The sequence below is a fragment of the Xanthomonas sp. NCPPB 3761 genome (assembly GCF_041475705.2).
Classification (GTDB): Bacteria; Pseudomonadota; Gammaproteobacteria; order Xanthomonadales; family Xanthomonadaceae; genus Xanthomonas; species Xanthomonas phaseoli.
The window spans coordinates 317,742-342,804 of record NZ_CM191262.1 but is presented as its reverse complement, the minus strand read 5'-3'; the positions used below and the strand labels follow the sequence as shown (position 1 = coordinate 342,804).

At 67.9% G+C, this 25,063-nt stretch carries 20 protein-coding genes; 18 read left to right on the top strand and 2 right to left on the bottom strand.

Going from position 1 to position 25,063, the window contains the following annotated elements; translation table 11 throughout:
* Positions 1-38: 38 nt before the first annotated feature.
* Positions 39-956 carry a LysR family transcriptional regulator gene (locus tag ACCQ00_RS01510; RefSeq protein ID WP_039574137.1) on the bottom strand — a complete coding sequence of 306 codons (918 nt, stop codon included), beginning with the start codon at positions 954-956 and terminating at the stop codon, positions 39-41.
* Positions 957-1,082: 126 nt separating this feature from the next.
* Between ACCQ00_RS01510 and ACCQ00_RS01505 the strand changes: the two genes are divergently transcribed.
* From ACCQ00_RS01505 to gvpU, 8 genes are all read left to right on the top strand, one after another.
* Positions 1,083-2,135 (top strand): aromatic ring-hydroxylating dioxygenase subunit alpha, encoded by a 1,053-nt coding sequence (locus ACCQ00_RS01505; RefSeq protein ID WP_039574134.1) that lies wholly within the window; start codon positions 1,083-1,085, stop codon positions 2,133-2,135.
* A 17-nt stretch (positions 2,136-2,152) separates the two neighbouring features.
* On the top strand, positions 2,153-3,112 hold the full coding sequence (locus ACCQ00_RS01500) for a PDR/VanB family oxidoreductase (RefSeq protein WP_039574132.1): 960 nt from the start codon (positions 2,153-2,155) through the stop codon (positions 3,110-3,112).
* A gap of 366 nt (positions 3,113-3,478) precedes the next feature.
* Positions 3,479-4,792 carry an NCS2 family permease gene (locus ACCQ00_RS01495; protein WP_039574165.1) on the top strand — a complete coding sequence of 438 codons (1,314 nt, stop codon included), beginning with the start codon at positions 3,479-3,481 and terminating at the stop codon, positions 4,790-4,792.
* A gap of 125 nt (positions 4,793-4,917) precedes the next feature.
* On the top strand, positions 4,918-6,462 hold the full coding sequence (locus ACCQ00_RS01490) for an adenosine deaminase family protein (protein WP_039574129.1): 1,545 nt from the start codon (positions 4,918-4,920) through the stop codon (positions 6,460-6,462).
* A 148-nt stretch (positions 6,463-6,610) separates the two neighbouring features.
* Positions 6,611-7,753: a nucleoside hydrolase gene (locus ACCQ00_RS01485; protein ID WP_039574125.1), complete on the top strand. Its 1,143-nt coding sequence runs from the start codon at positions 6,611-6,613 to the stop codon at positions 7,751-7,753.
* Between the two features lie 340 nt (positions 7,754-8,093).
* Positions 8,094-9,554 (top strand): AtzE family amidohydrolase, encoded by a 1,461-nt coding sequence (locus ACCQ00_RS01480; protein WP_039574123.1) that lies wholly within the window; start codon positions 8,094-8,096, stop codon positions 9,552-9,554.
* A complete protein-coding gene (locus tag ACCQ00_RS01475) occupies positions 9,554-11,134 on the top strand; it encodes a gamma-glutamyltransferase family protein (RefSeq protein WP_039574120.1) in 1,581 nt (526 codons plus the stop codon). The genes ACCQ00_RS01480 and ACCQ00_RS01475 overlap by 1 nt, the downstream gene beginning before the upstream one ends.
* A gap of 222 nt (positions 11,135-11,356) precedes the next feature.
* Complete coding sequence (gvpU, locus tag ACCQ00_RS01470) at positions 11,357-11,815, top strand: gas vesicle accessory protein GvpU (protein ID WP_039574116.1); 459 nt, start codon at positions 11,357-11,359, stop codon at positions 11,813-11,815.
* Positions 11,816-12,000: 185 nt separating this feature from the next.
* Here gvpU and ACCQ00_RS01465 read toward each other — a convergent pair whose 3' ends face one another.
* Complete coding sequence (locus ACCQ00_RS01465) at positions 12,001-12,888, bottom strand: alpha/beta fold hydrolase (protein WP_039574113.1); 888 nt, start codon at positions 12,886-12,888, stop codon at positions 12,001-12,003.
* 366 nt (positions 12,889-13,254) lie between these two features.
* Here ACCQ00_RS01465 and ACCQ00_RS01460 point away from each other — a divergent pair, with 366 nt between their 5' ends.
* The 10 genes from ACCQ00_RS01460 to hrpB all read left to right on the top strand — a co-directional run bounded on the left by ACCQ00_RS01460 (position 13,255) and on the right by hrpB (position 24,703).
* Complete coding sequence (locus ACCQ00_RS01460; RefSeq protein WP_039574110.1) at positions 13,255-14,187, top strand: LysR family transcriptional regulator; 933 nt, start codon at positions 13,255-13,257, stop codon at positions 14,185-14,187.
* A 507-nt stretch (positions 14,188-14,694) separates the two neighbouring features.
* Entirely contained in the window at positions 14,695-15,981 is a 1,287-nt protein-coding gene (locus ACCQ00_RS01455; protein WP_046736042.1) for an allantoate amidohydrolase, read from the top strand.
* On the top strand, positions 15,971-17,227 hold the full coding sequence (locus ACCQ00_RS01450) for a pyridoxal-phosphate-dependent aminotransferase family protein (protein WP_017156074.1): 1,257 nt from the start codon (positions 15,971-15,973) through the stop codon (positions 17,225-17,227). The genes ACCQ00_RS01455 and ACCQ00_RS01450 overlap by 11 nt, the downstream gene beginning before the upstream one ends.
* Positions 17,224-18,114, top strand: a complete 891-nt coding sequence (gene puuE / locus ACCQ00_RS01445) for an allantoinase PuuE (protein WP_039574104.1) — start codon at positions 17,224-17,226, stop codon at positions 18,112-18,114. The genes ACCQ00_RS01450 and puuE overlap by 4 nt, the downstream gene beginning before the upstream one ends.
* A complete protein-coding gene (gene hpxZ, locus ACCQ00_RS01440) occupies positions 18,111-18,506 on the top strand; it encodes an oxalurate catabolism protein HpxZ (RefSeq protein ID WP_039574102.1) in 396 nt (131 codons plus the stop codon). The genes puuE and hpxZ overlap by 4 nt, the downstream gene beginning before the upstream one ends.
* Entirely contained in the window at positions 18,503-18,994 is a 492-nt protein-coding gene (gene uraD, locus ACCQ00_RS01435; protein ID WP_039574100.1) for a 2-oxo-4-hydroxy-4-carboxy-5-ureidoimidazoline decarboxylase, read from the top strand. Before hpxZ ends, uraD begins: the two co-directional genes overlap by 4 nt.
* On the top strand, positions 18,991-20,412 hold the full coding sequence (hpyO, locus tag ACCQ00_RS01430) for an FAD-dependent urate hydroxylase HpyO (RefSeq protein WP_039574097.1): 1,422 nt from the start codon (positions 18,991-18,993) through the stop codon (positions 20,410-20,412). Before uraD ends, hpyO begins: the two co-directional genes overlap by 4 nt.
* Positions 20,382-20,741 carry a hydroxyisourate hydrolase gene (uraH, locus tag ACCQ00_RS01425; protein ID WP_080948986.1) on the top strand — a complete coding sequence of 120 codons (360 nt, stop codon included), beginning with the start codon at positions 20,382-20,384 and terminating at the stop codon, positions 20,739-20,741. The genes hpyO and uraH overlap by 31 nt, the downstream gene beginning before the upstream one ends.
* Positions 20,742-20,910: 169 nt before the next feature.
* Complete coding sequence (locus tag ACCQ00_RS01420) at positions 20,911-21,384, top strand: YehS family protein (protein ID WP_003489391.1); 474 nt, start codon at positions 20,911-20,913, stop codon at positions 21,382-21,384.
* A gap of 817 nt (positions 21,385-22,201) precedes the next feature.
* Entirely contained in the window at positions 22,202-24,703 is a 2,502-nt protein-coding gene (gene hrpB, locus ACCQ00_RS01415; protein ID WP_039574092.1) for an ATP-dependent helicase HrpB, read from the top strand.
* The last annotated feature ends 360 nt before the right edge of the window (positions 24,704-25,063 follow it).

The window sequence follows — 25,063 nt, the reverse complement described above, 5'->3', positions numbered from 1 at the left end:
AAGGTGGCGCGCAGCGCCGGATGAGGGCCGGATGAGGGCTACTCCACCGCCGGCACCGCCATCGCATCGATCTTCGCTGCCAGCGCCTGGATCGCCAGTTGCGCCGAACGCGACAGTTGCCGCTGCGGCGCCACGCATAGCGCCAGTGTCATCGGCTTGGTCAGGTGCTGGCGAAACGGCACGAAGGCCAGCCGCCCGTCGGCCACGTCCGGGGCGGCATCCAGCCACGACATCAGGCCCACGCCGGCGCCGGCACGCACCAGGCCGCGCAGCGTGCGCACGTCGTTGCAGTGGGTGAGCCGCTTCACGTCGATGTGCTGGCGCTGGTACAGCACCTTGGCGTGCTCGCCGACGATCAACGGGGCGGCCGGCAGCAACAGCCGATGCTCCAGCGTCTCGCTCAGCTGCAGCTCGGTGCGGCTGCTCAACGGATGCCCCACCGGCATCGCAATGCCTAGCGGAATATCCGCAAACGCGCGCACTTCCAGGTCCACGCTGCTGACCGGGTCCAACAGCAAGCCGATATCCACATCGGCCGAGGTCACCATTTCCATCACCCGCTGGTTGCGCGCGGTGGACAGGTTGAAGGTGATGCCCGGGTACTCCTGCACCAGCGCCGCCACTGCCGCCGGCACCACGCCTTCGCTGAGCGCGTCGATCATGGCGATCTCCACATGCCCGCGGCGCAGGCCCTTGAGCTCGTCGAAGCGCTCCAGGGTACGGGCGTAGGCCTTCTCCCAGCCGCGCACGTCCACCAGCAACAGCTCGCCGGCAGCGGTCAGCCGCAGCCGGCCGGGCAGGCGTTCGAACAGCTGCGCGCCCAGTTCTTCCTCGGCCTTGAGGATCTGCCGGTCGATCGCCGACGCCGACACGTGCAGCACTTCGGAGGCCTTGCGGATGCTGCCGCAGCGGGCCACTTCGATGAAATACCGGGTAAAGCGCGAAAAGGTCAGCATGCGGCGGGGCTCGGTTGGCGTTGCATTTTTTGCAATGGCTAAGCTGAAAATCGATGTTTGATCACACACCCCTGGCTTCCTAGAGTCAATCCGGCACCGCTCCCGCCTCGTGCCCGAGACCGCCCCATGGATGTCGCCGTTCCCGCCCTGCCGCTGCACTGCACCTTCGAGGCCGCCGATTGGCAGCGCCTGGCCCAGCACTGGCATGCGGTGGCGCTGAGCAGCGAGGTGAGCGAGGCGCCGTTCAAGGCCACCCTGCTGGACGAGCCGCTGGTGTTGTACCGGCTGGGCAGCGAGTTGGTGGCCGCACGCGACGTCTGCCCGCACCGCGGCGTGCCGCTCAGCATGGGCAAGGCCGATGGCGGCGGCGTGGTGTGCGCCTACCACGGGCTGCGCTTTGGCGCGGGCGGGCGTTGCAACCATATCCCTGCCAGCCCCAGCCAGAACATCCCGGCCAAGATGCGCCTGCACACCTATGCGGTGGCCGAGCGCTACGGCCTGGTCTGGGTGTGCCTGGCCAAGCCGGCCGGGGTGAACGAGGCCGAGGTGCAGATTCCGCCGATGCCGGGTTGGGACGAGGACGGCTTTCAGCAGATCGTGTGCCCGGCCTTCGACATCGCCGGCAGCGCCGCGCGCCAGCTGGAGGGCTTCATCGACGTGGCGCATTTCGCCTTCGTGCACACCGCCACCTTCGCCCAGCCAGACAAGCGCGAAGTGCCGGCCTACACCACCACCGAAACGCCGACCGGTTTCAATGCCGATTACCTGAGCACGGTAGCCAACTATTCGGTGGACATGCCGCTGCCGGAGGTGGACCCGAACTTCCATTGGCTGCGTCATTTCGAGGTGCATCTGCCGTTCACCGCTACGCTCACCATCCACTTCCCGGTGCCGGGCAAGCGGCTGGTGATCATGAATGCGGCCAGCCCGGTGTCCAAGCATAAGACCCGGCTGCTGGTGCCGATCGCGCGCAACTTCGACACCCATCTGCCGGTGGAAGACATGCATGCATTCAACTTGCGCGTGTTCGAGGAAGACCGCGCCATGGTGGAAGCGCAACGGCCGGAGTATCTGCCGCTGGACCCGCTGCTGGAAGTGCACATTCCCGCCGATCGCAGTTCCATCGCCTATCGCCGCGGGCTGCGCAGCCAGGGCTATAGCGACTTCTTCCTGCGCTGACGGCCGAGGACACCCGCATGAGCCTGCATGAGGTGCGCGTTGCCGATGTCGTCGACCAAGGTCACCGCCAGCGCGCCATTCGGCTGGAACCGGTGGGCGCGCAATTGCCGGCATTCGAGGCCGGCGCGCACGTCGACCTGCATCTGCCGGATGGCCTGATTCGGCAATATTCGATCGCCAGTGCGCCGCATGTGCGCGACCACTATCTGCTGTGCGTCAAGCTGGCCGACGCCTCGCGCGGCGGGTCGCGGCACCTGTGCGAACAGCTCGCGCCTGGCGACCGCTTGCGCATCTCCACACCGCGCAACCTGTTTCCGCTGCACCCGGGCGAGCGCCACGTGCTGCTGGCCGCCGGCATCGGCATCACCCCGCTATTGTCGATGGCCGAAGCACTGGAGGCGCGCGGCGAGCCCTTCGTGCTGCATTACTACGCGCGCCGGCATGCGGATGTGGCTTTTTCGCAGCGACTGCAACAGGGCTTTACGCATGGGCAGGTGCACCTGCATCTGAGCGATGGCGGGCAGAGCCCACGCGTGCATGTGCCCGAGGAACTGGGCCAGGCGCGTACGCGCGATCAGCTGTACCTGTGCGGACCGGCCGCGTTCATGGACCACTTCACCGTGCTGGCGAAGGCGCATGGCTGGACGGCGGCGCAACTGCATCGCGAACACTTCGCCGCCCCCGCGCCCAGCCTCGCCCACGACGCCGACAGTGCGTTCGAGGTGGAACTGGCCGCCAGCGGCCGCGTGGTGCAGGTACCGGCCGATGGCAGCATCGCCAGCGCTCTGCTCGATGCCGGCATCGAGGTGCCGCTGTCGTGCGAACAAGGCATGTGTGGTGCCTGCCTGACCGGCGTGCTGGCTGGCACGCCAGATCACCGCGACAGCGTGCTCGGCGACGCCGAACGCGCCACCAATCGGCAGATCACCGTGTGCTGCTCGCGCAGCCGCACGCCGCGGTTGGTACTGGATCTTTGAACGCAGTGTTCGCGGTGCCACTGCAGTCGTTCAGTCACCTCGCGCAGCCCGATGTCTCGCGTGCCTTTCACAATGGCGCGCAACGGAGTGCGCCATCGCTCACCGCATGTGTGCTGTCATGCTTGCATCGTTGCCGCGACATACGCCGCAACGATGGGCGCTGCCGCGTCACGCTGCCGCGCTACGGTGTGCGTGCGCTCCTGCGGCGCAATCCGTGCCCGATGTCCGTGGCAAGCGCAACGCAACAGGGCAAGATGGGCCGCCCGCATGCGGGCCCTGCCACGCCATTCGCCCCGTATCGATGAGATGTCCGCCGATGTTCATCTGTCCTGCCGTCAACCGGCTGCACGCCCCGAGCGCCTGCTGATGCGCTGGCCCGGTTTTGCGCTCGCCGCCAACGGCAGCACCGTGCGCACCGAAATGCTGGCCGGTGCCACCACCTTCCTGACGATGGCCTACATCGTCTTCGTCAACCCCGACATCCTGGCCACCACCGGCATGGATCACGGCGCGGTGTTCGTGGCCACCTGCCTGGCTGCAGCACTGGGTTCGCTGCTGATGGGCGTGCTGGCCAACTACCCCATCGGCATGGCGCCAGGCATGGGCTTGAACGCGTTCTTCGCCTTCAGCGTGGTCGGCACCTTGGGCTACAGCTGGCAGCAGACCTTGGGGCTGGTGTTTGTCTCAGGCTGCGTGTTCCTGCTGCTCACCGTCACTGGCGCGCGGCGCTGGTTGGTGGACGGCATTCCGTCCACCTTGCGCAGCGCCATTGCGGTGGGCATTGGTTTGTTCCTGGCGCTGATCGGGCTACAGAAGGCCGGATTGGTGGTGGCCCATCCGCAGACCTTGCTGACCTTGGGCGATCTGCACCGGCCCGAGCCGCTGCTTGCACTGGCCGGATTGCTGCTGATCGGCGTGCTGGAAGTGCGCCGCGTGCGGGGCGCCATGTTGCTCGGCATCCTGGCTGTGACCGCAGCGGCGCTGGTGTCGGGACTGGTGCGCTACGAAGGCGTCCTGGCGCTGCCGCCCAGCCTGGCGCCCACCTTGCTGCAGCTGGATATCGTCGGCGCCCTGCACGGCCATGGCGGCGGTGGTGCGCTCGCTGCGGTGCTGCATGTGGTGCTGGTGTTCGTGCTGGTGGAAATGTTCGACGCCACCGGCACGCTGATGGGGGTGGCGCAACGCGCGGGCCTGCTGCACACGCCCGCCCAGCGCCGTCAGTTCGACCGCGCGCTACTTGCCGACAGTTCCGCCATCCTGGCCGGCTCGCTGCTCGGCACTTCCAGCACCACCGCCTATGTGGAAAGCGCCGCCGGCGTGCAGGTGGGCGGGCGCACGGGCCTCACCGCGCTGGTGGTTGCCGCCTTGTTCCTGCTTGCCCTGCTGTTCTCGCCGCTGGCCGCGATGGTGCCGGCCTACGCCACAGCCCCGGCCTTGATCTACCTGGCCTCGGTGATGCTGCGCGAATGCACGCAGATCCGGTGGGACGATGTGGGCGACGCGTTGCCGGCCGCCATCTGCATGCTCGCCATGCCGCTGACCTACTCCATTGCGACGGGGCTCGCGTTCGGCTTCATTACCTATGCCGCGCTCAGACTCGGCAGCGGCCGCTGGCGTGACGTGCACCCGGCCACCTGGGCCATCGCGGGCTTGTTCGTGCTGCGCTATGCGCTGGGATGATGCGTGCCTCCAGGTGTTCCACGCCTGCTGACCGGCGCGTACGTGGTGGCCTCGGATCGCGCTGGCGGGCAAGCTATGTGGTCGCCGGCTTCGCACGCCACCGTCTCTCCAAACGAGTCTCCTGCATGCCCTTTCTTCGCCGCTGTCTGATCCTGAGCGTGTGGGCGTGCTTGCCCGCTGCCGTGCACGCACGGCCTGCGCCTGCGCCTGCGCAACAACGCGAACAGCAGGTGGCGCAGTTGTTCCGCGAGGCGGCCGCGCAGCCGGCGCAGCTACGCACCTGGCTACAGGCCATGCCGAAAGGTGGCGACCTGCATAACCATCTGTCCGGTTCGGTGTATGCCGAAGACTATCTGCAATGGGCCAGCGACGATGGCGCCTGCGTGCAACTGGACGACCTGAGCCTGCGCGCGCCGCCGTGCGGGGCCGGCCAGGAGTCGGCGCGGGGCCTGGCGACACGCAACGCCGCGCTGTACGGGCGGATGGTGAATTCGCTGTCGATGCGCAACTTCCTGCCCGGCCCAACGCACCCCAGCGGCCACGATCAGTTCTTCAGCACCTTCGGCAAGTTCGACGCGGTGGTGCGCAGCCGTGTCGCCGACACCGTCGCCGCAGTGCTGGAGCAGGCCGCACGCGACCGCGTGCCGTATGTGGAGATCATCGCCAACCCGCCGCAGATGGACCAGGCTGCAAAGCACATGCAGTCGCTGCCGTGGAAAGGCGAGGACGACCCAGCCAATCTGCGTGCGTTGCAGCCCGACCTGGCGCCACTGGTGCAGGCCGCGCAACGCGATCTTGCCGACATCGACGCGCAGGTCCGGCGCGTCCTGCGTTGCGACCAGGCCGATGCACGCCCCGGCTGCACGGTCGACTACCGTTATGTTCCCTACGTGCTGCGCGTGCTGCCGCAGCCGATGGTGTTCGGGCAGATGGCGCTGGCGCATGCGCTGATCGCGGCCGGCGGCAGCCGTGCGGTGGCGCTGAACATCGTCGCACCGGAAGACAATCCCGTGGCATTGGCCGATTACGCGCGGCACATGGCGATGTTCCGCTTCTTTGCAACGCGCTATCGCGGCGTGCCGCTGTCGCTGCATGCCGGCGAGCTGGCGCTGGGGCTGGTGCCGCCGGCACAGCTGCGCTCGCATATTCGGCAGGCGGTGGATGCGGGGGCGCGCCGCATCGGTCACGGCGTGGACCTGCCGTACGAAGACGATGCCCAAGCACTGCTGCAACGCATGCGGGAAGAGCACGTCGCGGTGGAGATCAACCTCACCAGCAACGATGTAATCCTGGGCGTCAAGGGCCCAGCGCATCCGTTGGCGCTGTATCTGGGTGCCGGCGTGCCGGTGGTGTTGTCCACCGACGATGCCGGCGTCTCGCGTGCGGACTTGACCCACGAGTACCAACGCGCGATGCAGGAGCAAGGCATCGACTACCCCACGCTCAAACGACTCGCCCGCAATGGCCTCACCTACAGCTTCCTGCCGGGCACCAGCCTGTGGGATGCCGACGGTAAAGGTGCGCAGGCCTGCGCCAGTGCGTTGCAGCGCGAAACAGATGATGCTGCCTGTCGAGCATTCCGCCACGGCAGCGAGAAGGCGCGGCTGCAATGGCAGCTGGAGACCGACCTGACCCAGTACGAGCGCACGCTGTTGCTGCAACACGGATAGCGCCGAACGACATGACATATGCACCGTAGGAGCGCGCCCGAGCGCGACCGGCTTTACCGGTAACGCCCCGTCGCGCGCAGGCACGCTCCTACAAATGCCGCTCTCCATCGCCGCTGCAATGCCTTCAACCTTCCACGACAAAAACGCAATGACCGACCCGCACCTCCCCTCATCCAAGCGCCGCGTCATTCTCGAAGACGACATCGACGGCTTCACGCCCGCGCAACTGCTGCTGTTGCAATCGCCCGAGGTACAGGTGCTGGGCATCAGTGCCGTCAGCGGCAATATCTGGCGCGATGAGGTGCTGGCGCACACCTGCCGCCTGCTGGAACTGGCTGGCCATCCGCAGATTCCAGTGCACCCAGGCCCGGTGCATCCATTGCTCAACAGCGAGCTGGCCACCGAACGCTGGGAAGCGCTGTACGGCAAACTCGTCTGGAAGGGCGCATGGACCAAACACTGGGTGGACGGCGACACCGTGCAAAGCGCGCCGCGCTATCACGCCCACGATGTGGTGCCCGATCTGGCGTTGGGCAATCCCAGCGTGGTGCGCCCGGCAGACGAGCCGGCCGCGTTGTTCATGCTGCGCATGGTGCGTCGGTACCCGGGCGAGGTGAGCATCATTGCCACCGGCCCGTTGACCAATCTGGCACTGGCGCAATCGCTGGACCCATCCTTTGCCAGGTTGGCGCGCGAGCTGGTCTACATGGGCGGCAGCCTCAATCCACGGCAGCAACGCAACAGCGTGAGCGCGCAGCAATTCGCGCGCGAGTTCGTCAATTCGCCGCGACGCGAATTCAATATCCGCTGGGACCCGGAAGCGGCCAGCATCGTCATGCGTGCGCCGTGGCGGCAGATCACCATGGTGCCGGTCGACCCGTCCACCGCGACCGAACTCAGCGCCGACTTGCTGGCGCGCATGAGTGCGGCCGACACCACGATTGGCCACGCACTGCGCCGCCGCGAGCCGGGCTTTCCGATGTGGGACGAACTGGCCACCGCCGTGTGGCTGCGCCCCGACTTGGCCACGCGCACCGAAACGCTGTACGTCGACACCAACACCGCCTTCGATGCCGGGTACGGCGACATCGTGTCGTGGGCACCGGGGTATCAGCCCGGGCTGGGCGAGCAGCCGCAGACGGTGGTGCATGCGGTGGACGTGCCGGCATTCGAGCAGTTGCTGGTCGACCGCCTCACCGCGCCGCAGCCACCGGCGGTGGGATTACCGCTCCCCTTGCTGCCATCGGGAGAAGGGGCCCGCAGGGCCGATGAAGATGCGGTATGTGGATGACAGTGCTGCATCGGTTGAGTCGCTGGTGAGCAATACGGGAGCAAAAACCTGAGACATCTCGAAACACCGTGGCACCCTCGCCTCAACTGCGCCAGCGCCCCGGCCCGCATTTGCAAAGCTGGACGCGTCATACCGCTGCTGCATGATGAAATCGAACGTCCGAAGCTGCACGTCCGCAATCCTTGCGGTAACAGCGACTGCTTTCACGGTGACGCGCAATCCCAACGGCTTCGTTTCAGCTCCCAACGCATCGGCAAGCACGTTGCACACCCCGTACGCCAAGCAAACAAGCGAATCTCACCTCTCCAATCCCTAATCCCCGCTTTCCAACAGGTGATCCATGCAACTTCCAGCGCAGTGGCAGGCCGGCGTCGATCGCAATACCGAAGTGCTGCGCGGGCACACGCAATTGCTGGCCAGCTTCCATGCGCCGGCTGCAACGGCACATGATGGCGGCGGCCCACGCGGTCAGATCGCCTCCATCGTCAGCACCACGCGCAGCCAGCCCGCGCTGGCCGCGCGACTGGCCACCCAGACGCTGGCACGCATCCACCAGGCCAACGACCGGCTGTGCGCCATCACCCGCCTGCTGCCGGCGCGTGCCGCGGCCGATGCCGCGCGCGTGCAGGCAGCGCTTGCCGGGGGCGGCGACGGGGGCGCGTTGGCCGGCGTGCCATTCGTGGTCAAGGACCTGTTCGATGTCGCCGGGCAGGTCACCACCGCCGGCGCCGCGGTGCGCGCGCACTGCCCGCCGGCCAGCCGCGATGCGGCGGTGGTGCGACGGCTCGGCGACGCCGGGGCAGTGTTGGTGGGGACCGCCAACATGGACGAATTCGCGTACGGCTTCGCCACCGTCAACGCGCATTACGGCACCACCGCCAATCCGCACGATCTCCAGCACCTGGCGGGCGGCTCATCGGGCGGCTCGGCGGCAGCGGTGGCCGCCGGGCTGGTGCCGTTCGCGCTTGGCTCGGACACCAACGGCTCCATCCGCGTGCCGGCCGCGTTGTGCGGCATCTATGGCCTGCGCCCCACGCACGGCGCCGTCCCCGTCGATGGGGTGTTCCCGTTTGTCGACGCACTGGATGTGGTCGGCCCATTCGCCACCTCGGTGGCCGACCTGCGCCGCGTCTACGAGGTACTGCGCGGGCAGCCGCTGCCTGCGTGCCATGCCGGCAACCTGCGCGTCGCACGGTTGGGCGGCTGGTTTGAACGCAATCTGGATCCGGATCTGGAGGCCGGGCTGCAGGCCCTGCTCACCGCTTGCAACAGCGTTTCGTCGATCGACCTGCCCGAGGCCGAACGCGCGCGCGCCGCTGCCTTCGTCCTGACCGCTGCCGAAGGCGGGCATCGTCACCGCCGCGCGCTCACCGCGCACGGCGCGCAGTTCGACCCGGCCACCCGCGACCGCCTGCTCGCCGGCTTGCAGCTGCCCGCCAGCGCAGTGGCCGACGCGCACCGCTTCGCGCAGTGGTTTGCCGATGCCATGCACGCGCTGTGGGACCAGGTGGAGGTGCTCATCGCGCCGGCCACGCCCTGCGTGGCGCCGCGCATCGACCAGGACACCATCCAGATCGACGGTTTGCCGGTCTCTGCACGCGCGAATCTGGGCATCTTCACCCAGCCACTCGGCCTGGCCGCCTGCCCGGTGCTGGCCGCACCGTTGCCGCGTCCCGGGCGCCTGCCACTGGGCGTGCAACTGATCGCCGCGCCCGGCCGTGAAGACCGCCTGTTTGCGCTGGCCGCGCAACTCGAGCGCGACGGCCTGCTCGCCTTCAGCCCACCGCCGGAGCCACGCTGATGTTGCATACCCCGCGCGCGCGCCGCGGCATGGTGGTCGCACCGCACCATCTTGCCGCACAGGCCGGACGCGATGTCTTGCGCGACGGTGGCAATGCCATCGAAGCGGCCGTCGCCACCGCCGCCTGCCTGGCGGTGGTCTACCCGCACATGACCGGCATCGGCGGCGATGGCTTCTGGCTCATCCACGAACCCGATGGCCGCGTGCATGCCATCGATGCCTGCGGCCGCGCGGCGCAGGCGGCCACACTGGATTTCTATCGCGGCCATGCCCACATTCCGTGGCGCGGGCCTGGCGCGGCCAATACCGTGGCCGGTACCGTCTCCGGCTGGGCGCTGGCCCTGCAGCAGGCAAACGGCAGCGTGTCGCTGCAACGCCTGTTGAGCGATGCGATCCATCACGCCAGTGCCGGCGTACCGGTCACGCTGGGCGGCGCGCAGGTGGCCGCCAGCAAGCGCGCAGAACTGCGTCCACAACCCGGCGCCTATGCCGAGATCTTCGAGCCGCGCGGCGCGCCGCTGCGCGAAGGCGCGCTGCTGCGCCAGACGCAGCTCGCGCGTACCTTGCAGCGGCTCGCCGATGAAGGACTGGAGAGTTTCTATCGCGGCGCGATCGCTCACGACATCGCCGCAGACCTGCAGGCATTGGACAGCCCGCTCAGCGCACACGACCTGGCGACCCATCGCGCCGACGCCAGCGTGCCGTTATCGGTTGTCATCCAGGGCGCGCGCCTCTACAACCACGCGCCGCCCACGCAGGGGCTTGCCTCGCTGCTGATCCTGGCGCTGTTCGATCGCCTGGAGGTAGAAGATGCAGACAGCTACGCGCACCTGCACGGGCTGATCGAAGCCAGCAAGCAGGCCTTCCTGATCCGCGACACACACCTCGGCGACCCCGCCTGGATGACGCTCGACGCACAAGCCCTGCTCGACGACAGCGCCGCACTCGATACGCTCGCCGCACGCATCGACATGCGCGCCGCACTGCCGTGGCCCCAGCCCTCGCTGGCAGGCGACACCGTCTGGTTCGGCGCCATCGACGCACACGGCCGCGCGGTCAGCTGCATCCAGTCCACCTACTTCGAATTCGGCTCCGGCCTGGTGCTGCCGCGCACCGGCATCACCTGGCAGAACCGCGGCTGCAGCTTCCGCCTCGCCCCCGATGGCTGGAATGCGCTTGCCCCGGGACGCAAGCCCTTCCACACGCTCAACCCGGCGCTGGCCACCTTCGACGACGGCCGCGTGATGGCCTACGGCACCATGGGCGGCGAAGGCCAACCGCAAACCCAGGCCGCCGTGTTCTCCCGCTACGCCCGTTTCGGCATGCCGCTGCAGCAGGCGGTCAGCGCACCGCGCTGGCTGCTGGGCCGCACCTGGGGCGAAGACAGCACGGCGTTGAAGCTGGAAGACCGCTTCGACCCGGCCGTGGTGCAGGCCCTGCGCAATGCCGGGCATGCGGTGGAACTTCTGCCGGCGTACAGCGCGGTGATGGGACATGCCGGTGCCCTGGTGCGCGAGCAAGATGGCCTCCTGAGTGGCGCCAGCGATCCGCGCTCGGATGGAGCAGTGGCGGCGTGGTGACCACAGTGGTCGTTCCGCTGCGGCCGCTCGCCCTACGCGCACATGCGCGCGCACTGGATGAAAGCGTCCACGTGTCGCAGGACCGCGGTGCCGGAGCCTTGATAGCGAACCCAACCACGGCAACTTTGGCGATCCGTGTGCCATGCTTAAGCACGCCAAGAGCGCGCCATCCACATCTGCGTTACGGCTAACGCGTCGTCCAATCCACTCAAGGAGAGCAACATGACAGACCAAGATCAACATCAACCGTCGCTGGAAGACGTCAAGCTGGCGTTCGATGGCCAGAGCGTGGATTGGTATCTGCAGAAGCTGGTCGGCATTGCCAACACCTCGGACGTGCAGTTCGGCGTCACCCTGTTTGTCGAAGGCATCGTCATTTCCGGCCAGCTGGTCAGCGGCAAGCGCTATTTCGAAGCGTTCGCGCAGGAGTTCTCTGCTGCCTATCCGGGCGATGCCGATGAAAAAGAGGATATCCGTCGCGCGTTTGCCAGCCACGCCAGCATCTACGATGCCGAAGACGACACGCAGCAGAGCAGCACGCCGCCGCAGTTCATCCACCTGATCGATGCGCGTTGCTTCTCACCGGGCGGCCAGCCGCTGCCCAGCAACCGTGGCGTGTTGTGGCGTGGCAAGGTCAATGCGGTTTCCGGATTCACCCTTGGCTCGCTGTCGGCAGACTGAGCCCGGTTCCGTCTGCTCCAGTGTGAGTGCCCGCCATCTCACACTGGACGACCAAACACATGCTCAAGGAGTGCAACGCCGCGCCAGGACGGCAGCAGGTAGCGATCCTGTGTCAGGCCGCCGCCGGCGGACCTCGGCGCACGATGGCGATGCAGCGTCCACGACGGCATCGGCCACGGCCCGCGTCATGCCGACGGCGCGATGGTCCGCGACAAGAAATCACCGATGTAGTGCGCAATCTCCAGCGCATGCGTCTCCAAGGCGAAGTGCCCTGTCTCCAATAGATGCACTTCGGCCCTTGGCAGATCCGTGCGGTAGGCCTGCGCGCCGGCCGGGATAAAGGCGGGATCGTGCTTGCCCCACACGGCCAGCAACGGCGGCTGATGGACACGAAAATACGCTTGAAATGCGGGGTACGCCGCCACATTGCTGCGGTAATCCAGAATCAGGTCGAGCTGGATCTCTTCGGCGCCCGGGCGCGCCATGTAGGCGATATCCAGGGTGTAGCCGTCCGGCGACAGTGTGCCGGGCGCGACACCGGTGCCGTATTGCCACTCACGAATGGTCTGCGCCGACAACGATGCGCGGCAGGCCTCGCGATTGGCGGCGCTCGGCTCCCGCCAGTAGGCCTGCCAGGCGTCCCATTGGTCGCTGAAGCCCTCCAGGTAGGCATTGCCGTTCTGGCTGACGATGGCGCTCACCCGTTCCGGATGCGCGGCCGCAAGGCGGAAGCCGACCGGTGCACCGTAGTCGAACAGGTACAGGCTGTAACGCGTCAGTCCCAACGCTTCGGTAAAGCCTTCGATCACCTTGTAGAGCGCATCGAAGGTGTAATCGAACTGTCCACGCGGCGGTGCCTTGGTCATGCCGAAGCCGGGGAGATCCGGGGCGATCAGACGGTATTGGCTTGCCAGCAACGGCATCAGGTCGCGGAACATGTGGCTGGCACTGGGAAACCCATGCAACAGCAACAGGACCGGCGCGTCCTTGCGCCCTGCTTGGCGATAGAACAGCTCGACATCGCCAACCTGCTCGGTGCGATAGCTGACGCGCTGGGTGGTGTCGTGGGACATGCTGCCTCCGTCGAGTCATGGGGTGTGGGCGCCGCACCTGTCGGCTGCACGCAATCTGCCGGCCCCCAGCAACAGTGCGGTGCCAATCCACCACAGTTGCAGGATGGAGCGACGCGCGTCCACCGACGGCGCATGTTGCCGGTGGGTGTTGATGGATGGGGCGGCGCAGATGCGGGTGCGGCAACGCATGTGCAATGGCGGCCATGCTAGGTGCGCCGGCCTGGCACGAGAACCACCCTGGCGTTCAATGGAGCATTCCATCGCGCGCAATACCGCAACCACTGTTGCGTTCGCATGCGCTGCATGGCGCATGCGGCATCCAGGGGTTGATCACACCGGGCTGCTAGGCTGCGTGCCCGGTCGAAGGTGATTGTCGAAGACGAGGCGCAGGTGGACCGCATCCAGGAAATGACGCTGTTTGCCGCGCTGGCCGAGCACACCAGCTTTGCGGGTGTGGCGCGCCATCTGGGCATTTCCACCGCCACGGTCACGCGCACCATCGCGCAGCTGGAATCGCGGCTGGGCGTGCTGCTGGTGGTGCGCAGCACACGCACCATGCGGTTCACCGCGGCAGGGCAGCAGTATGCAAGCGACTGCCGGCGCCTGTTGGCCGAGCTGGAGGATGTCGAAAGCCGCGCCGCCAGCCTGCATGCGCTTCCCAGCGGCTTGCTCACCGTGACTGCGCCGCAGATGTTCGGCGCTCTGCATGTGACACCTGTCGTGGCCCACTTCCTCGGCCGCTACCCGGCCATGCGCGCCCGTGCCCTGCTGGTGGACCGTGTCGTGCCGCTGCTGGAAGAAGGCATCGATGTGGCGATCCGGATCGGCACGTTGCCCGATTCGTCGCTGACTGCCATCCCGGTCGGCAGCGTCCGTCGCATGGTGTGCGCCTCGCCCGGCTATCTTGCACAACACGGCATACCGCAGCACCCGGACATGCTGCCGCAGCACGCAACGATTTCCACCGCTGCGGCCGAACGCGCGCCCAAGTGGACGTTCCGTCTGGATGGCCGTGCGCATGAGGTGGAGGTTGCCTCGCGCCTGAGCGTCAGCGCATTCAACGCCGCCATCGTTGCCGCAGTGGATGGGTGGGGCCTCACACAAGTGCCGTCCTACCAGGTTCGCCAACACCTGCAAGACGGAACGCTGGTCAGCGTGCTGGATGCCTTCGAGATCGCGCCCGAACCGGTACACGTGGTCTATGTCGAAGGCCGCCGCGGCTCGTCGAAGGTGCGCACGTTCGTGGACGAGTGCGTGGCTGCATTACGGCACGACCTTGGATGTGCGGACGGCGGTTGAGCGGCGCCAGGCAGCCCGGTCATGCCGTTGGCTGCCGCACGCGCGCGAACGCGCGCCTGACCGCAGCAGCGCCATGCAGTCGATCGGCAGATGCAGTTGCAGCGCGATCCTCCCGAACTGTACGACCAGCCGTCTCCGCCCACGTGCGCGCTTTTTTCCCGACGTTTTCCTTCGCGCGGGGTGTTCGCATGGCCTGCGCGTGATGCAGGCACCCGCGGCGGTGCGGTGCGTCCGCTGCGTTGCTGACGATGGGTGCGGGCAAGACCGTGACCTACGGGCCGCTGGCACGCGCACGCGTTCGCCGGATGAAGTCCTCGCAGGGGCATGCCTGCGCCGGCAGCCCCATGCCAGCGGGTCAGGCACCGCGTTGCATTTTTTGCAGCCCAAGCCCGCGAAAAAACTCTTTGATGGCGACAGGACTGCCTCCCTATAGTCGAGGCGCCACCTCTCCCGCCTGCTCCCGGACTGCACTTGCGCCCTCCGCGAGCCCCCCGTTTGGTCCCGTCGATGCCCGCTGCCCTGCCGTCCCGCCTAGTCGCTCCCGACCTCGCTGCTCCTGGCGGTGCGCGTGCGGTGGCACGCTGCGACGCGCTGGGCGTTGGGCCCTACAGCGACAGCGATACCGGGCTATTCCGTGGCTGGCTTGGTCCTGCCCACCGTGCCGCGGTGGAACAGGTAGGCACCTGGATGCAGGCGGCCGGCATGCAGGTGCGCATCGATCCCCTGGGCACATTGGTGGGCCGATACGCCGGCACGCAGCCAGACGCACCGGCGCTGCTGATCGGCAGCCACCTGGACAGCGTGCGCGATGCCGGGCGCTACGACGGCCCGCTCGGCATCCTGCTCGGCATCGAATGCATCGCCGCGCTGCATGCGCAGCGGCGCCGGCTGCCGTTTGCCATCGAGGTCATCGCCTTCGGCGACGAAGAAGGCTCGCGCTTTCCCGCCTCCATGTTCTGCAGCCGCGCGGTGGCCGGCACCCTCGACCCCACCGCGCTGGCGGTCACCGATGCCGCCGGCATCACGGTGGCCAGTGCGCTGGCCGCCTGGAACCTGGACATCGCCCACGTGCAGCACGCCGCCCGCGCCCCGGGCAGCGTGCTGGCGTATCTGGAAACGCATATCGAGCAGGGCCCGGTCTTGGAAGCGGAAGGAGTGCCGCTGGGCATCGTCAGCGCCATCGCCGCGCAACGACGCTTCGCGCTGCGCTTCGAAGGTCGCGCCGGACATGCCGGCACCACCAGCATGGCGCTGCGCCGCGACGCCTTGAGCGCCGCGGCCGAAGCGCTGCTGGCCATCGAACGGATCGCCCGCGCTGGCAGCAGCGACCTGGTCGCCACCGTCGGCAAGCTGCAGGTGGCGCCCGGCGCCGCCAACGTGGTGCCGGGGCGTGTGGACTGCTCGCTGGACGTACGTGCCGGCAGCGATGCAAGCCGCGATGCCGCCGTGCAGCAGATCCAACAGGCACTGGCGCAGATCGCCATCCACCGCGGCGTCGCCATCGCCATCGAGCCACTGCAGACGCTGGCCGCCAGCCCCTGCGCCCCGGCACTGATCACGCGCCTGGAACACGCGGTTGCCGCGCAAGGCATCGCACCGCGACACCTGGTCTCCGGTGCGGGCCACGATGCCATGGTGATGGCAGCGCTGTGTCCCACGGCGATGCTGTTCGTGCGCTGCGCCGGCGGGATCAGCCATCATCCGGACGAACATGTCGATCCGGCCGATGCCGAGATTGCGCTGGCGGTCATGCGCCACTTTATCGACCATCTGGGAGATCCCCTTGTCACCTGATCTGCGTCAGCTGCACACCTTCGGCGAACTCGATCCCCCGCAGCGCCTGTTGATGGGCCCGGGCCCGGTCAATGCGCATCCGCGCGTGCTGCGTGCGATGGCGGCCGATCTGCTGGGGCAGTTCGATCCGGAAATGACCACCTACATGAACGAGGTGATGGCGCTCTATCGGCCGCTATTCGGTACCGAGAACCGCTGGACGTTCCTGGTCGATGGCACCGCGCGCGCCGGTATCGAAGCGGCGCTGGTATCGTTGGTCAGCCAGGGCGAGCGCGTGCTGGTGCTCAACTTCGGCCGCTTCGGCTTGTTGCTCACCGAAATCCTGGGCCGCCTCGGCGCCGAGGTGCACAGCGTGGATGCGCCGTGGGGCCAGGTGCTGCCGCTGGGCGCGATTGCCGAGGCCATCGAGCGCGTGGCACCCAAGCTGGTGGCCACCGTACACGGCGATACTTCCACCACCATGGCGCAGCCGCTCGATGGCGTCGGTGCGCTGTGCCGCGCAGCCGGCGCGCTGAGTTATGTGGACGCCACCGCCACCATCGGCGGCATGCCCATCGCCAGCGATCGCTGGGACGTGGATGTGGTCACCGGCGGTTTGCAGAAATGCCTGGGCGGGCCATCCGGCTCGGCGCCGATCACCGTGTCCGAGCGCGCGGCCGCGGCCATCTTCGCGCGTCGCCATGTCGAACGCGGCATCGTGCGCGACGACATCGCCAACGGCAGCGGCCCGCGCATCGTCTCGAATTATTTCGACCTGGCGATGATCATGGATTACTGGTCGGACAAGCGCCTCAACCACCACACCGAAGCCACCACCATGCTGTACGGCGCCCGCGAATGCGCACGCGTGGCCTTGCAGGAAGGCCTGGATGCGCGCTTCGCGCGCCATGCGGCGGCCGGGCGCGCGGTCAGCGCCGGCATCCGCGCGTTGGGGCTGGAGGTCTTTGGCGACGATGCGCATCGCATGACCAATGTCACCGGCGTGGTGATACCACCCGGCATCGACAGCGAGGCGGTACGCCGGCGCATGCGGGAGGATTTCGAGATCGAGATCGGCACCGCGTTCGGGCCGCTGCAGGGAAAGATCTGGCGCATCGGCGCGATGGGCTACAACGCGATGAAGCACAAGGTGCTGATCACCCTGGCCGCACTGGAAGCGGTACTGCGCGCCGAAGGCTATGCCTGCACGCACGGCCTGGCGGTGGAAGCGGCACTGGCCGCCTGGCATGCGGAAGCGCAGGCATGAACGCCGCGCGCGACCTGCTCGGCTATGGGGCCAGCCCGCCTGCGGCGCACTGGCCTGGCGGCGCGCGCATCGCCGTGCAGTTCGTGATCAACTACGAAGAGGGCGCGGAGAACTGCGTGCTCAACGGAGATGCGGGCTCGGAGGCGTTTCTGTCGGACATGGTCGGCGCGCAAGCGCAGCCCGGCGCCCGCGCCATGGCGATGGAAAGCCTCTACGAATACGGCAGCCGTGCCGGCTTCTGGCGGCTGCATCGGCTGTTCACCGCACGCAACGTGCCGGTGACCGTGTTCGGTGTGGCGCAGGCATTGGCATCCAATCCGGACGCGGTGGCCGCGATGCAGGCAGCCGACTGGGAAATCGCCAGCCACGGTCTGCGCTGGATCGATTATCAACACGTGGACGAGGCCACCGAGCGCGCGCATATCGCGCAGGCCATCGCAGTGCACACCCGCGTCACCGGCAGCCGCCCGCAGGGTTGGTACCAGGGGCGCACCAGCCCCAACACCGCCCGCCTGATCGCCGAAGAAGGCGGCTTTGTCTACGACGCCGACAGCTACGCCGACGACGTGCCGTACTACGACAGCCGCCACGGCCGCGCGCAGTTGATCGTGCCGTACACGCTGGATGCCAATGACATGAAATTCGTCGCCTACAACGGCTTTGCCGATGGCGAGCCATTCTTCCGCTACCTGCGCGACAGCTTCGAGCAGTTGCGCAGCGAAGGCGGGCGCATGCTCTCGATCGGCCTGCACGGGCGCATCGTCGGCAAGCCGGCGCGTGCGGCAGCGCTCGCGCGCTTTGTCGATCATGTGCTGGCCAGCGGCGATGCCTGGATTGCGCGCCGCATCGATATTGCGCGCCATTGGCTGCAGGTGCATCCGGCATGAGCATCGCAAGCGCCGAGATCGATCTGCCGGAGGTGATCGCGCAAGTGACGGCCGCCTTCCATGCCTACGAAACGGCGCTGATGGGCGACGACATCGCCGCGATGGATGCGCTGTTCCATGCAGCGCCCAGTACCGTGCGTTATGGCGTGGGCGAAGTGTTGTACGGCATCGATGCGATCCGCGCATTTCGCAGCGGCCGCGGTGGCTCGCCGCAGCGCCGGCTGATGCATGTGCAGGTGCATGGCTTCGGCCACGATTTCGCCACCACCCACGCCGAATTCATTCGCGAGGGCAGCAGTACGCGCGGGCGGCAAAGCCAGAGCTGGGTGCGCTTTGCCGACGGCTGGAAGGTGGTGGCCGCGCATGTCTCGCTGCAAGGCACGCACGCATGAGCGTGGTCGACGACCCCGGGCTGGACGATGCCGCCTTCATGACGCGCTATCGCGACCTGTTCGAGCACTCGCCGTGGGTGATCGAACGTGCGCTGCGGCGACGGCCGTTCGCCGATGTGCACCGCGGCCTGATGCAGGTTGTTTACGACGCATCGCCGCAAGATCAGGTCGCACTGATCCGCGCCCACCCCGAGCTGGCCGGCAAGGCCGCGCTCGACCGCACGCTCACTGCCGCATCGGCCGCAGAGCAGGCTTCGGCCGGGCTGGACCGGCTCGACGAAGACCAGTTCAAGCGCTTCCACGCGCTCAATCAGGCCTATCGCCACCGTTTCGGATTTCCATTCGTGATCTGTGTGCGGCTGCACGACACAGCCGGCATCCTGGCCGCGCTGGAGCAGCGCCTGGACGCATCGCGCAACGCAGAGATCGCCACCGCCATTGCCGAAATCGGCAAGATCGTGCACCTGCGCCTGGAGGCACTGCCATGAGCCTGGCCCACCTCGAACGTACCCTCGCCCACGACCTGCAATGCCTGGCCCACGGCGGCGATGCCTGGGTGCAACCGCGTGTGCATCCGGGCGGGCATGTGTATGACGTGATCATCGTCGGCGCCGGGCAGAGCGGCCTGGGAGCGGCGTTCGCGCTGCAACGCGAGCGTGTGCACAACGTGCTGGTGATCGACGAAAACCCGGCCGGCCAGGAAGGCCCGTGGGTGACCTACGCACGCATGCAGACCTTGCGCACGCCCAAGCACATCACCTCGATCGATCTGGGCGTGCCATCGCTCACCTTCCGCGCGTGGTGGGAAGCGCAATACGGCAGCGCCGCATGGGATGCGCTGGACAAGATCCCGCGCGCGCGCTGGATGGATTATCTGCGCTGGTATCGCACAACGCTGCGCTTGCCGGTGCGCAACGCCACCCGCCTGGTCCGGGTTGAGCCGGACCTCGCACCGGGCATCCATCGCCTGCATCTGGCGATGGGCGCGCCCCTGCTCACACGCAAGCTGATCCTGGCCACCGGCATCCAGGGCGGCGGCCAGTGGGTGGTGCCCGAGTGGATCAGCCGCGCCCTGCCCGCGCATCGCTACGCGCATACCTCCGGCCACATCGATTTCGCCGCACTGGCCGGCAAGCGTGTGGGCATTCTGGGCGGCGGCGCCTCGGCCTTCGACAACGCCTGCTTTGCGCTCGAACAAGGCGTCGCCAGTGCCGAGGTGTTCGTGCGCCGCAGCGAGTTGCCGCGCATCAATCCGTTCCGGCACATGGAACAGGCCGGCATCATTCCGCGTTTTCTGGCACTGCCGGATGCAGACAAGTATCGGATGATGGCTAGCTTCTTCGCGCACAACCAACCACCCACCAACGACACCTTCCAGCGCGCCTGTGCGCATGCCGGCTTCGCGCTGCACCTTGGCGCGCCGTGGCTGGACGTGGCCGAGCGCGACGGCGAGATCGTCGTGCGCACGCCGCAGCGCGAACACCGCTTCGATTTCCTTGCCATCGCCACCGGCCTGGTCACCGATCCGCGGCTACGTCCGGAACTGGCCGCGCTGTCCGGGCGCATCGCCTGCTGGGGCGACCGCTATCGGCCACCGCCTGGCCAGGCCAATCCGGTGCTGGACGCACATCCCTATCTGGGACCCGGGTTCGAACTGCTGCCGCGCACGCCCGACGATGCCGCGCTGCTGCATGGGCTGTTCGCCTTCAACTATTCGGCGCTGATCAATCACGGCCCGTCGGCCGCGGCACTGTCCGGGCTGAAGGTGGCACTGCCGCGGCTGGCCCGCGCAGTGGCCGACCAGTTGTTCCTGGACGACCGCCAGGCCATCGTCGACCAGTACTTGGCCTACGACCAACCCGAATTCGTCGGCCAATGGCCGCAGCCCACCCAGGCGGTGGCATGAGCACGCTGTCCACGCACGTGCTGGACACCGCCAGCGGCCGCCCCGCCGCCGGCGTGCCGCTGCGGCTGTTCGCTGGCGATACGCTGCGCTTCGAGGGCGTCACCAATCCCGACGGCCGCTGCCCGGACCTGGCCGCGCTCGCGCTGCAGCCCGGCCTCTACCGGCTGGAATTCGACCTGGCACGCTACTGGCAGGCCACCGGCATGGCGCTGGCCGACCCGCCGTTCCTGGACCGCATCCCGATTGCCTTCGGCATCGCCGACGACGGCCACTACCATGTGCCGCTGTTGCTCTCCCCGTACGGGTACTCCACCTACCGCGGCAGCTGAGCGCTGCGTCGTGCCGCAATACACACCATTCGGGCCCTTCTGCACGATGGTCTGCGCTTCCATCGCACTGCCAGCGCGGGGAACCCGCTGCGCACCGTGTCAGACCGGTTTCACTCAAGCCCCGTAGAATGGCCGCTTTCCGGCGACAGGCCGGGACACCGGAACGGTCATGATCCACAACGATGTACTGCGCAGCATCCGCTATATGCTCGACCTCAGCGACGACAAGGTGGTGGACATCACCCACCTGGCCGACCCCGAGTTCGCGCTCGACAAGCCGCAGGTACAGGCCTGGCTGAAGAAGGAAGACGAGCCGGGCTTTGAGCCCTGCACCGATGCGATGCTGGCGCGTTTTCTGGATGGCCTGGTGCTGCGCTTCCGCGGCCGCGACGAGAGCCAGCCGCCACGCCCGCTGGAAACCCGCGTCGGCAACAACCTGGTGTTGAAGAAGCTGCGCGTGGCCTTCGAATTGAAGGACGTCGACATGCATGCCATCTTCGCCAGCGCCGGCTTCCCGCTGTCCAAGCCGGAACTTTCCGCACTGTTTCGCCAGCCCGGCCACAAGAATTTCCGCCCCTGCGGCGACCAGTTGCTGCGCGCCTTCCTCAAGGGCCTGACCGCGCGGATGCGCGAAGCCGGTTGATGTCCGGAGGGTGCGCGTGGCCCGACTCGGCCGGTCCGACCCCGATGCCATGCGACGTACGGTTGCCGTGTTTACCCAAGACACTGGCCGGCGCGATTTAGATCACGCGTAAAGCAGATGAGCCGAAGCTGGGCTGCACGCCCCTGCCGGCCCACTCTCGCGGGACACGCTGCAAGGACGTCCCTGTCAGCTCTTACGCGGAATCCATGCCATGCAAGGTCCCGCGACGGCAGGCAGGCAAGGACCCGTCGCGTTGTTTGTACTGCAGCGTTTTCAATAAGCAACGGGCAATGGCCTTGCGCTGCGCCCTTTGTTTTCGAACCAACCACCAGCCAACTGTCCGGCGCGCTGCCCTCGCCGCTTGCGTGACCGTTGGCGGCATGGATGCCGACATCGCGCCCCATGGACGGGTTTGCGGCGTGTCCCGCAAGCGGTGGGGCGCCGCGCCCTCGACACAGCGAGCCTGCCACAGGGCCCGTGCCCACCCACCAAGGCAGGCGGCTTCGCTTCCGAGCACTTCCGCTCCAGGCTGGCCGTCGCAACGTTATCGATGACCGGTGCACCGGAACACCCTGCACGCAACGCGGGCGCGACAGCGCCTGCAGACATGCTTCGGCAAGCAGTTCCAGGGCGATGTGTCGCCGCCCACGCTTCCAGGGATTGATGGTGCTGCAGGCACAGCCTGCGCTGCATCCGCCTGACGCAGGCACATCGATCCACAGACGGCGGCATGGCGCACCACACACCATCCAAGTTGCCGTCCGGCCGCACCCGACATCGTCGCCGCAGCCTGCCGCAGCCCGTATCCTTCCCGCGCATGACCGACCCCGCTTTTCCGATCTCCCCGTTGTTGCCGCAGATTGGCGACAGTCTCGCCGCACATCCGCGGCTGGTGCTGGAAGCGCCGCCCGGCGCCGGCAAGACCACCCAGGTGCCGTTGGCACTGCTGCACGCGCCATGGCTGGCCGGCCGCAAGATCGTGATGCTGGAGCCGCGCCGCGTGGCCGCCCGCAGCGCAGCAACGTTCATGGCCCGCCAGCTCGGCGAGCCGGTCGGCGAGACCGTGGGCTACCGCATCCGCTTCGAGAACAAGACCTCCGCGCGTACCCGGATCGAAGTGGTCACCGAGGGCATCCTGACCCGGCTGATCCAGGACGACCCGATGCTGGAAAGCGTGGGCGTGCTGCTGTTCGACGAATTCCACGAACGGCACCTGGCCGGCGACCTGGGCCTGGCGCTGGCGCTGGATGTACAGGCGCAGGTACGCGAGGACCTGCGCATCGTGGCGATGTCGGCCACGCTCGATGGCGAACGCTTGGCCAGCTTTCTGGAAGCGCCGCGGCTGAGCAGTGCCGGGCGCAGTTTCCCGGTGGAGATTGCGCACTTTCCGGCGCGCCGCGACGAAGCGCTGGAGCCGCAGACGCGGCGCGCGGTGGAGCACGCATTGTCCACGCATCCCGGCGACGTGCTGGTGTTCTTGCCCGGCCAGCGCGAGATCGCGCGCGTGCATAGCGCCCTGCAAGATGCGCTGGATCCGGCGGTGCACGTGCTGCCGCTGCACGGCGAGCTGTCGGTGGAGGCGCAAAGCCAGGTACTGCAGCCCGACCCGCAAGGCCGCCGCCGCGTGGTGCTGGCCACCAACGTGGCCGAATCTTCGGTCACCTTGCCCGGCGTGCGCGTGGTGATCGACAGCGGGCTGGCGCGCGAGCCGCATTACGACCCCAACAGCGGCTTTTCGCGGCTGGACGTGGCCACCATTGCGCAGGCCTCGGCCGACCAGCGCGCCGGGCGCGCCGGACGCGTGGCCAGCGGCTGGGCCTACCGGCTGTGGCCGCAGTCGCAGCGGCTGGAACCGCAGCGCCGCGCCGAAATCACCCAGGTGGAACTGGCCGGCCTGGCACTGGAACTGGCCGCCTGGGGCAACAGCGCGCTGCGCTTTGTCGATGCGCCGCCCAGTGGCGCGCTGGCGGCCGCGCAGGAGCTGCTGCAGCGGCTGGGCGCGCTCACCGCAAGCGGCGGCGTCAGCGCACTCGGCAGGCGCATGCTCGCGCTGGGCACGCATCCACGCCTGGCGGCGATGCTGGCGCAGGCCGGCGATGCCTCGCGTGTGGCGCTGGCCTGCGATCTGGCCGCGCTGCTGGAAGCCCGCGATCCGCTGCGCCAGGGCGGCGATGGGCTGGCCGCGCGTTGGCGGGCGCTGGCGGCGTTTCGTCAGGGCCGCAACGCGACCGACGCCAATCGCGGTGGCCTGGCGGCCATCGACAGCGCCGCCAAACAATGGCGGCGCCGGCTGCGCTGCGACAGCGCCCCGCCCGCCAGCGTGGAGGCGCACGTACTCGGCGACCTGCTATCGCATGCCTTCCCCGATCGCATCGCCGCCCGCCACCCGGCCGACCCGCTGCGCTACCTGCTCGCCAACGGCCGCAGCGCGCGCCTGTTCGAGCACAGCGATCTGCGCGGCGAACCGTGGCTGGTGGCCAGCGAGCTGCGCTACGAAGCCAAGGATGCGCTGTTGCTGCGCGCCGCGCCGGTGGATGAAGCCTACCTGCGTCGCAGCCTGCCCGAGCGTTTCGTGCAGCAGGACGTGGTGCAGTGGGACGCGGACAAGCGCGCCCTGGTCGCCCGCCGCCAATCCAGCTTCGACCGGATCGTGCTCGACAGCCGCCCGGCCGGCCGCGTCGACCCGGCGCACGCGGCAGCCGCGCTCACCGACGCAGTGCGTCAACTCGGCCTGGACGCCCTGCCGTGGACCGACAACCTGCAGCAGTGGCGCGCCCGCGTGCAGTCGTTGCGGACATGGATGCCGGAGCTGGCGCTGCCCGATCTCTCCGATGCGGCGCTGCTGGAAACGCTGGACACCTGGCTACGCCCGGCCTTCGCCGGCAAGACCCGTCTGGACGCGCTGGATGAGCACAGCCTGGGTGAAGCACTGAAGAGCGCGCTGCCCTGGGAGCGCCGCCAATCGATCGACCGCCATGCGCCCACCCGCATCAGCGTGCCATCGGGCATGGAGCGGCAGATCGTCTACGCCCTCGACCACGCCGGCCAACCGCTGCCGCCAGTGCTGGCGGTCAAGCTGCAGGAACTGTTCGGCCTGGCCGAAACCCCACGCATCGCCGACGGCCGCATCCCGTTGACCTTGCACCTGCTGTCCCCGGGCGGGCGGCCGTTGCAGGTGACCCAGGACCTGAAGAGTTTCTGGGCCAATACATATCCGGACGTCAAAAAAGAGATGAAGGGGCGGTATCCCAGGCATCCGTGGCCGGACGATCCTTGGACGGCTGCAGCGACCCATAGAGCAAAACCGCGTGGCACCTGAAACGCATCGACCCGCAGCGGCGGTGACACAGACAGGCGCTCCAAATCCACTGCGGCGCGGACGGCTGCAGCGACCCATAGGGCAAAACCGCGTGGTACCTGAAACGCATCGACCCGCGGCGGCGGTGACACAGACAGGCGCTCCAAGTCCACTGCGGCGCGGACGGCTGCAGCGACCCATAGAGCAAAACCGCGTGGCACATGAAACGCATCGACCCGCGGCGGCGGCGAAACAGACAGGCGCTCCAAATCCACTGCGGCGCGGACGGCTGCAGCGACCCACAGAGCAAAGCCACGCGGCACCTGAAGCGCACCGACCCGCGGCGGCGGTGACACAGACAGGCGCTCCAAGTCCACTGCG

What these genes read in the sequence shown, in the direction of transcription:
- ACCQ00_RS01510 (WP_039574137.1), bottom strand. Translation starts at nt 956, where the DNA reads ATGCTGACCTTTTCGCGCTTTACCCGGTATTTCATCGAAGTGGCCCGC.
- ACCQ00_RS01505 (WP_039574134.1), top strand. Translation starts at nt 1,083, where the DNA reads ATGGATGTCGCCGTTCCCGCCCTGCCGCTGCACTGCACCTTCGAGGCC.
- ACCQ00_RS01500 (WP_039574132.1), top strand. Translation starts at nt 2,153, where the DNA reads ATGAGCCTGCATGAGGTGCGCGTTGCCGATGTCGTCGACCAAGGTCAC.
- ACCQ00_RS01495 (WP_039574165.1), top strand. Translation starts at nt 3,479, where the DNA reads ATGCGCTGGCCCGGTTTTGCGCTCGCCGCCAACGGCAGCACCGTGCGC.
- ACCQ00_RS01490 (WP_039574129.1), top strand. Translation starts at nt 4,918, where the DNA reads ATGCCCTTTCTTCGCCGCTGTCTGATCCTGAGCGTGTGGGCGTGCTTG.
- ACCQ00_RS01485 (WP_039574125.1), top strand. Translation starts at nt 6,611, where the DNA reads ATGACCGACCCGCACCTCCCCTCATCCAAGCGCCGCGTCATTCTCGAA.
- ACCQ00_RS01480 (WP_039574123.1), top strand. Translation starts at nt 8,094, where the DNA reads ATGCAACTTCCAGCGCAGTGGCAGGCCGGCGTCGATCGCAATACCGAA.
- ACCQ00_RS01475 (WP_039574120.1), top strand. Translation starts at nt 9,554, where the DNA reads ATGTTGCATACCCCGCGCGCGCGCCGCGGCATGGTGGTCGCACCGCAC.
- gvpU (WP_039574116.1), top strand. Translation starts at nt 11,357, where the DNA reads ATGACAGACCAAGATCAACATCAACCGTCGCTGGAAGACGTCAAGCTG.
- ACCQ00_RS01465 (WP_039574113.1), bottom strand. Translation starts at nt 12,888, where the DNA reads ATGTCCCACGACACCACCCAGCGCGTCAGCTATCGCACCGAGCAGGTT.
- ACCQ00_RS01455 (WP_046736042.1), top strand. Translation starts at nt 14,695, where the DNA reads ATGCCCGCTGCCCTGCCGTCCCGCCTAGTCGCTCCCGACCTCGCTGCT.
- puuE (WP_039574104.1), top strand. Translation starts at nt 17,224, where the DNA reads ATGAACGCCGCGCGCGACCTGCTCGGCTATGGGGCCAGCCCGCCTGCG.
- hpxZ (WP_039574102.1), top strand. Translation starts at nt 18,111, where the DNA reads ATGAGCATCGCAAGCGCCGAGATCGATCTGCCGGAGGTGATCGCGCAA.
- uraD (WP_039574100.1), top strand. Translation starts at nt 18,503, where the DNA reads ATGAGCGTGGTCGACGACCCCGGGCTGGACGATGCCGCCTTCATGACG.
- hpyO (WP_039574097.1), top strand. Translation starts at nt 18,991, where the DNA reads ATGAGCCTGGCCCACCTCGAACGTACCCTCGCCCACGACCTGCAATGC.
- uraH (WP_080948986.1), top strand. Translation starts at nt 20,382, where the DNA reads ATGGCCGCAGCCCACCCAGGCGGTGGCATGAGCACGCTGTCCACGCAC.
- ACCQ00_RS01420 (WP_003489391.1), top strand. Translation starts at nt 20,911, where the DNA reads ATGATCCACAACGATGTACTGCGCAGCATCCGCTATATGCTCGACCTC.
- hrpB (WP_039574092.1), top strand. Translation starts at nt 22,202, where the DNA reads ATGACCGACCCCGCTTTTCCGATCTCCCCGTTGTTGCCGCAGATTGGC.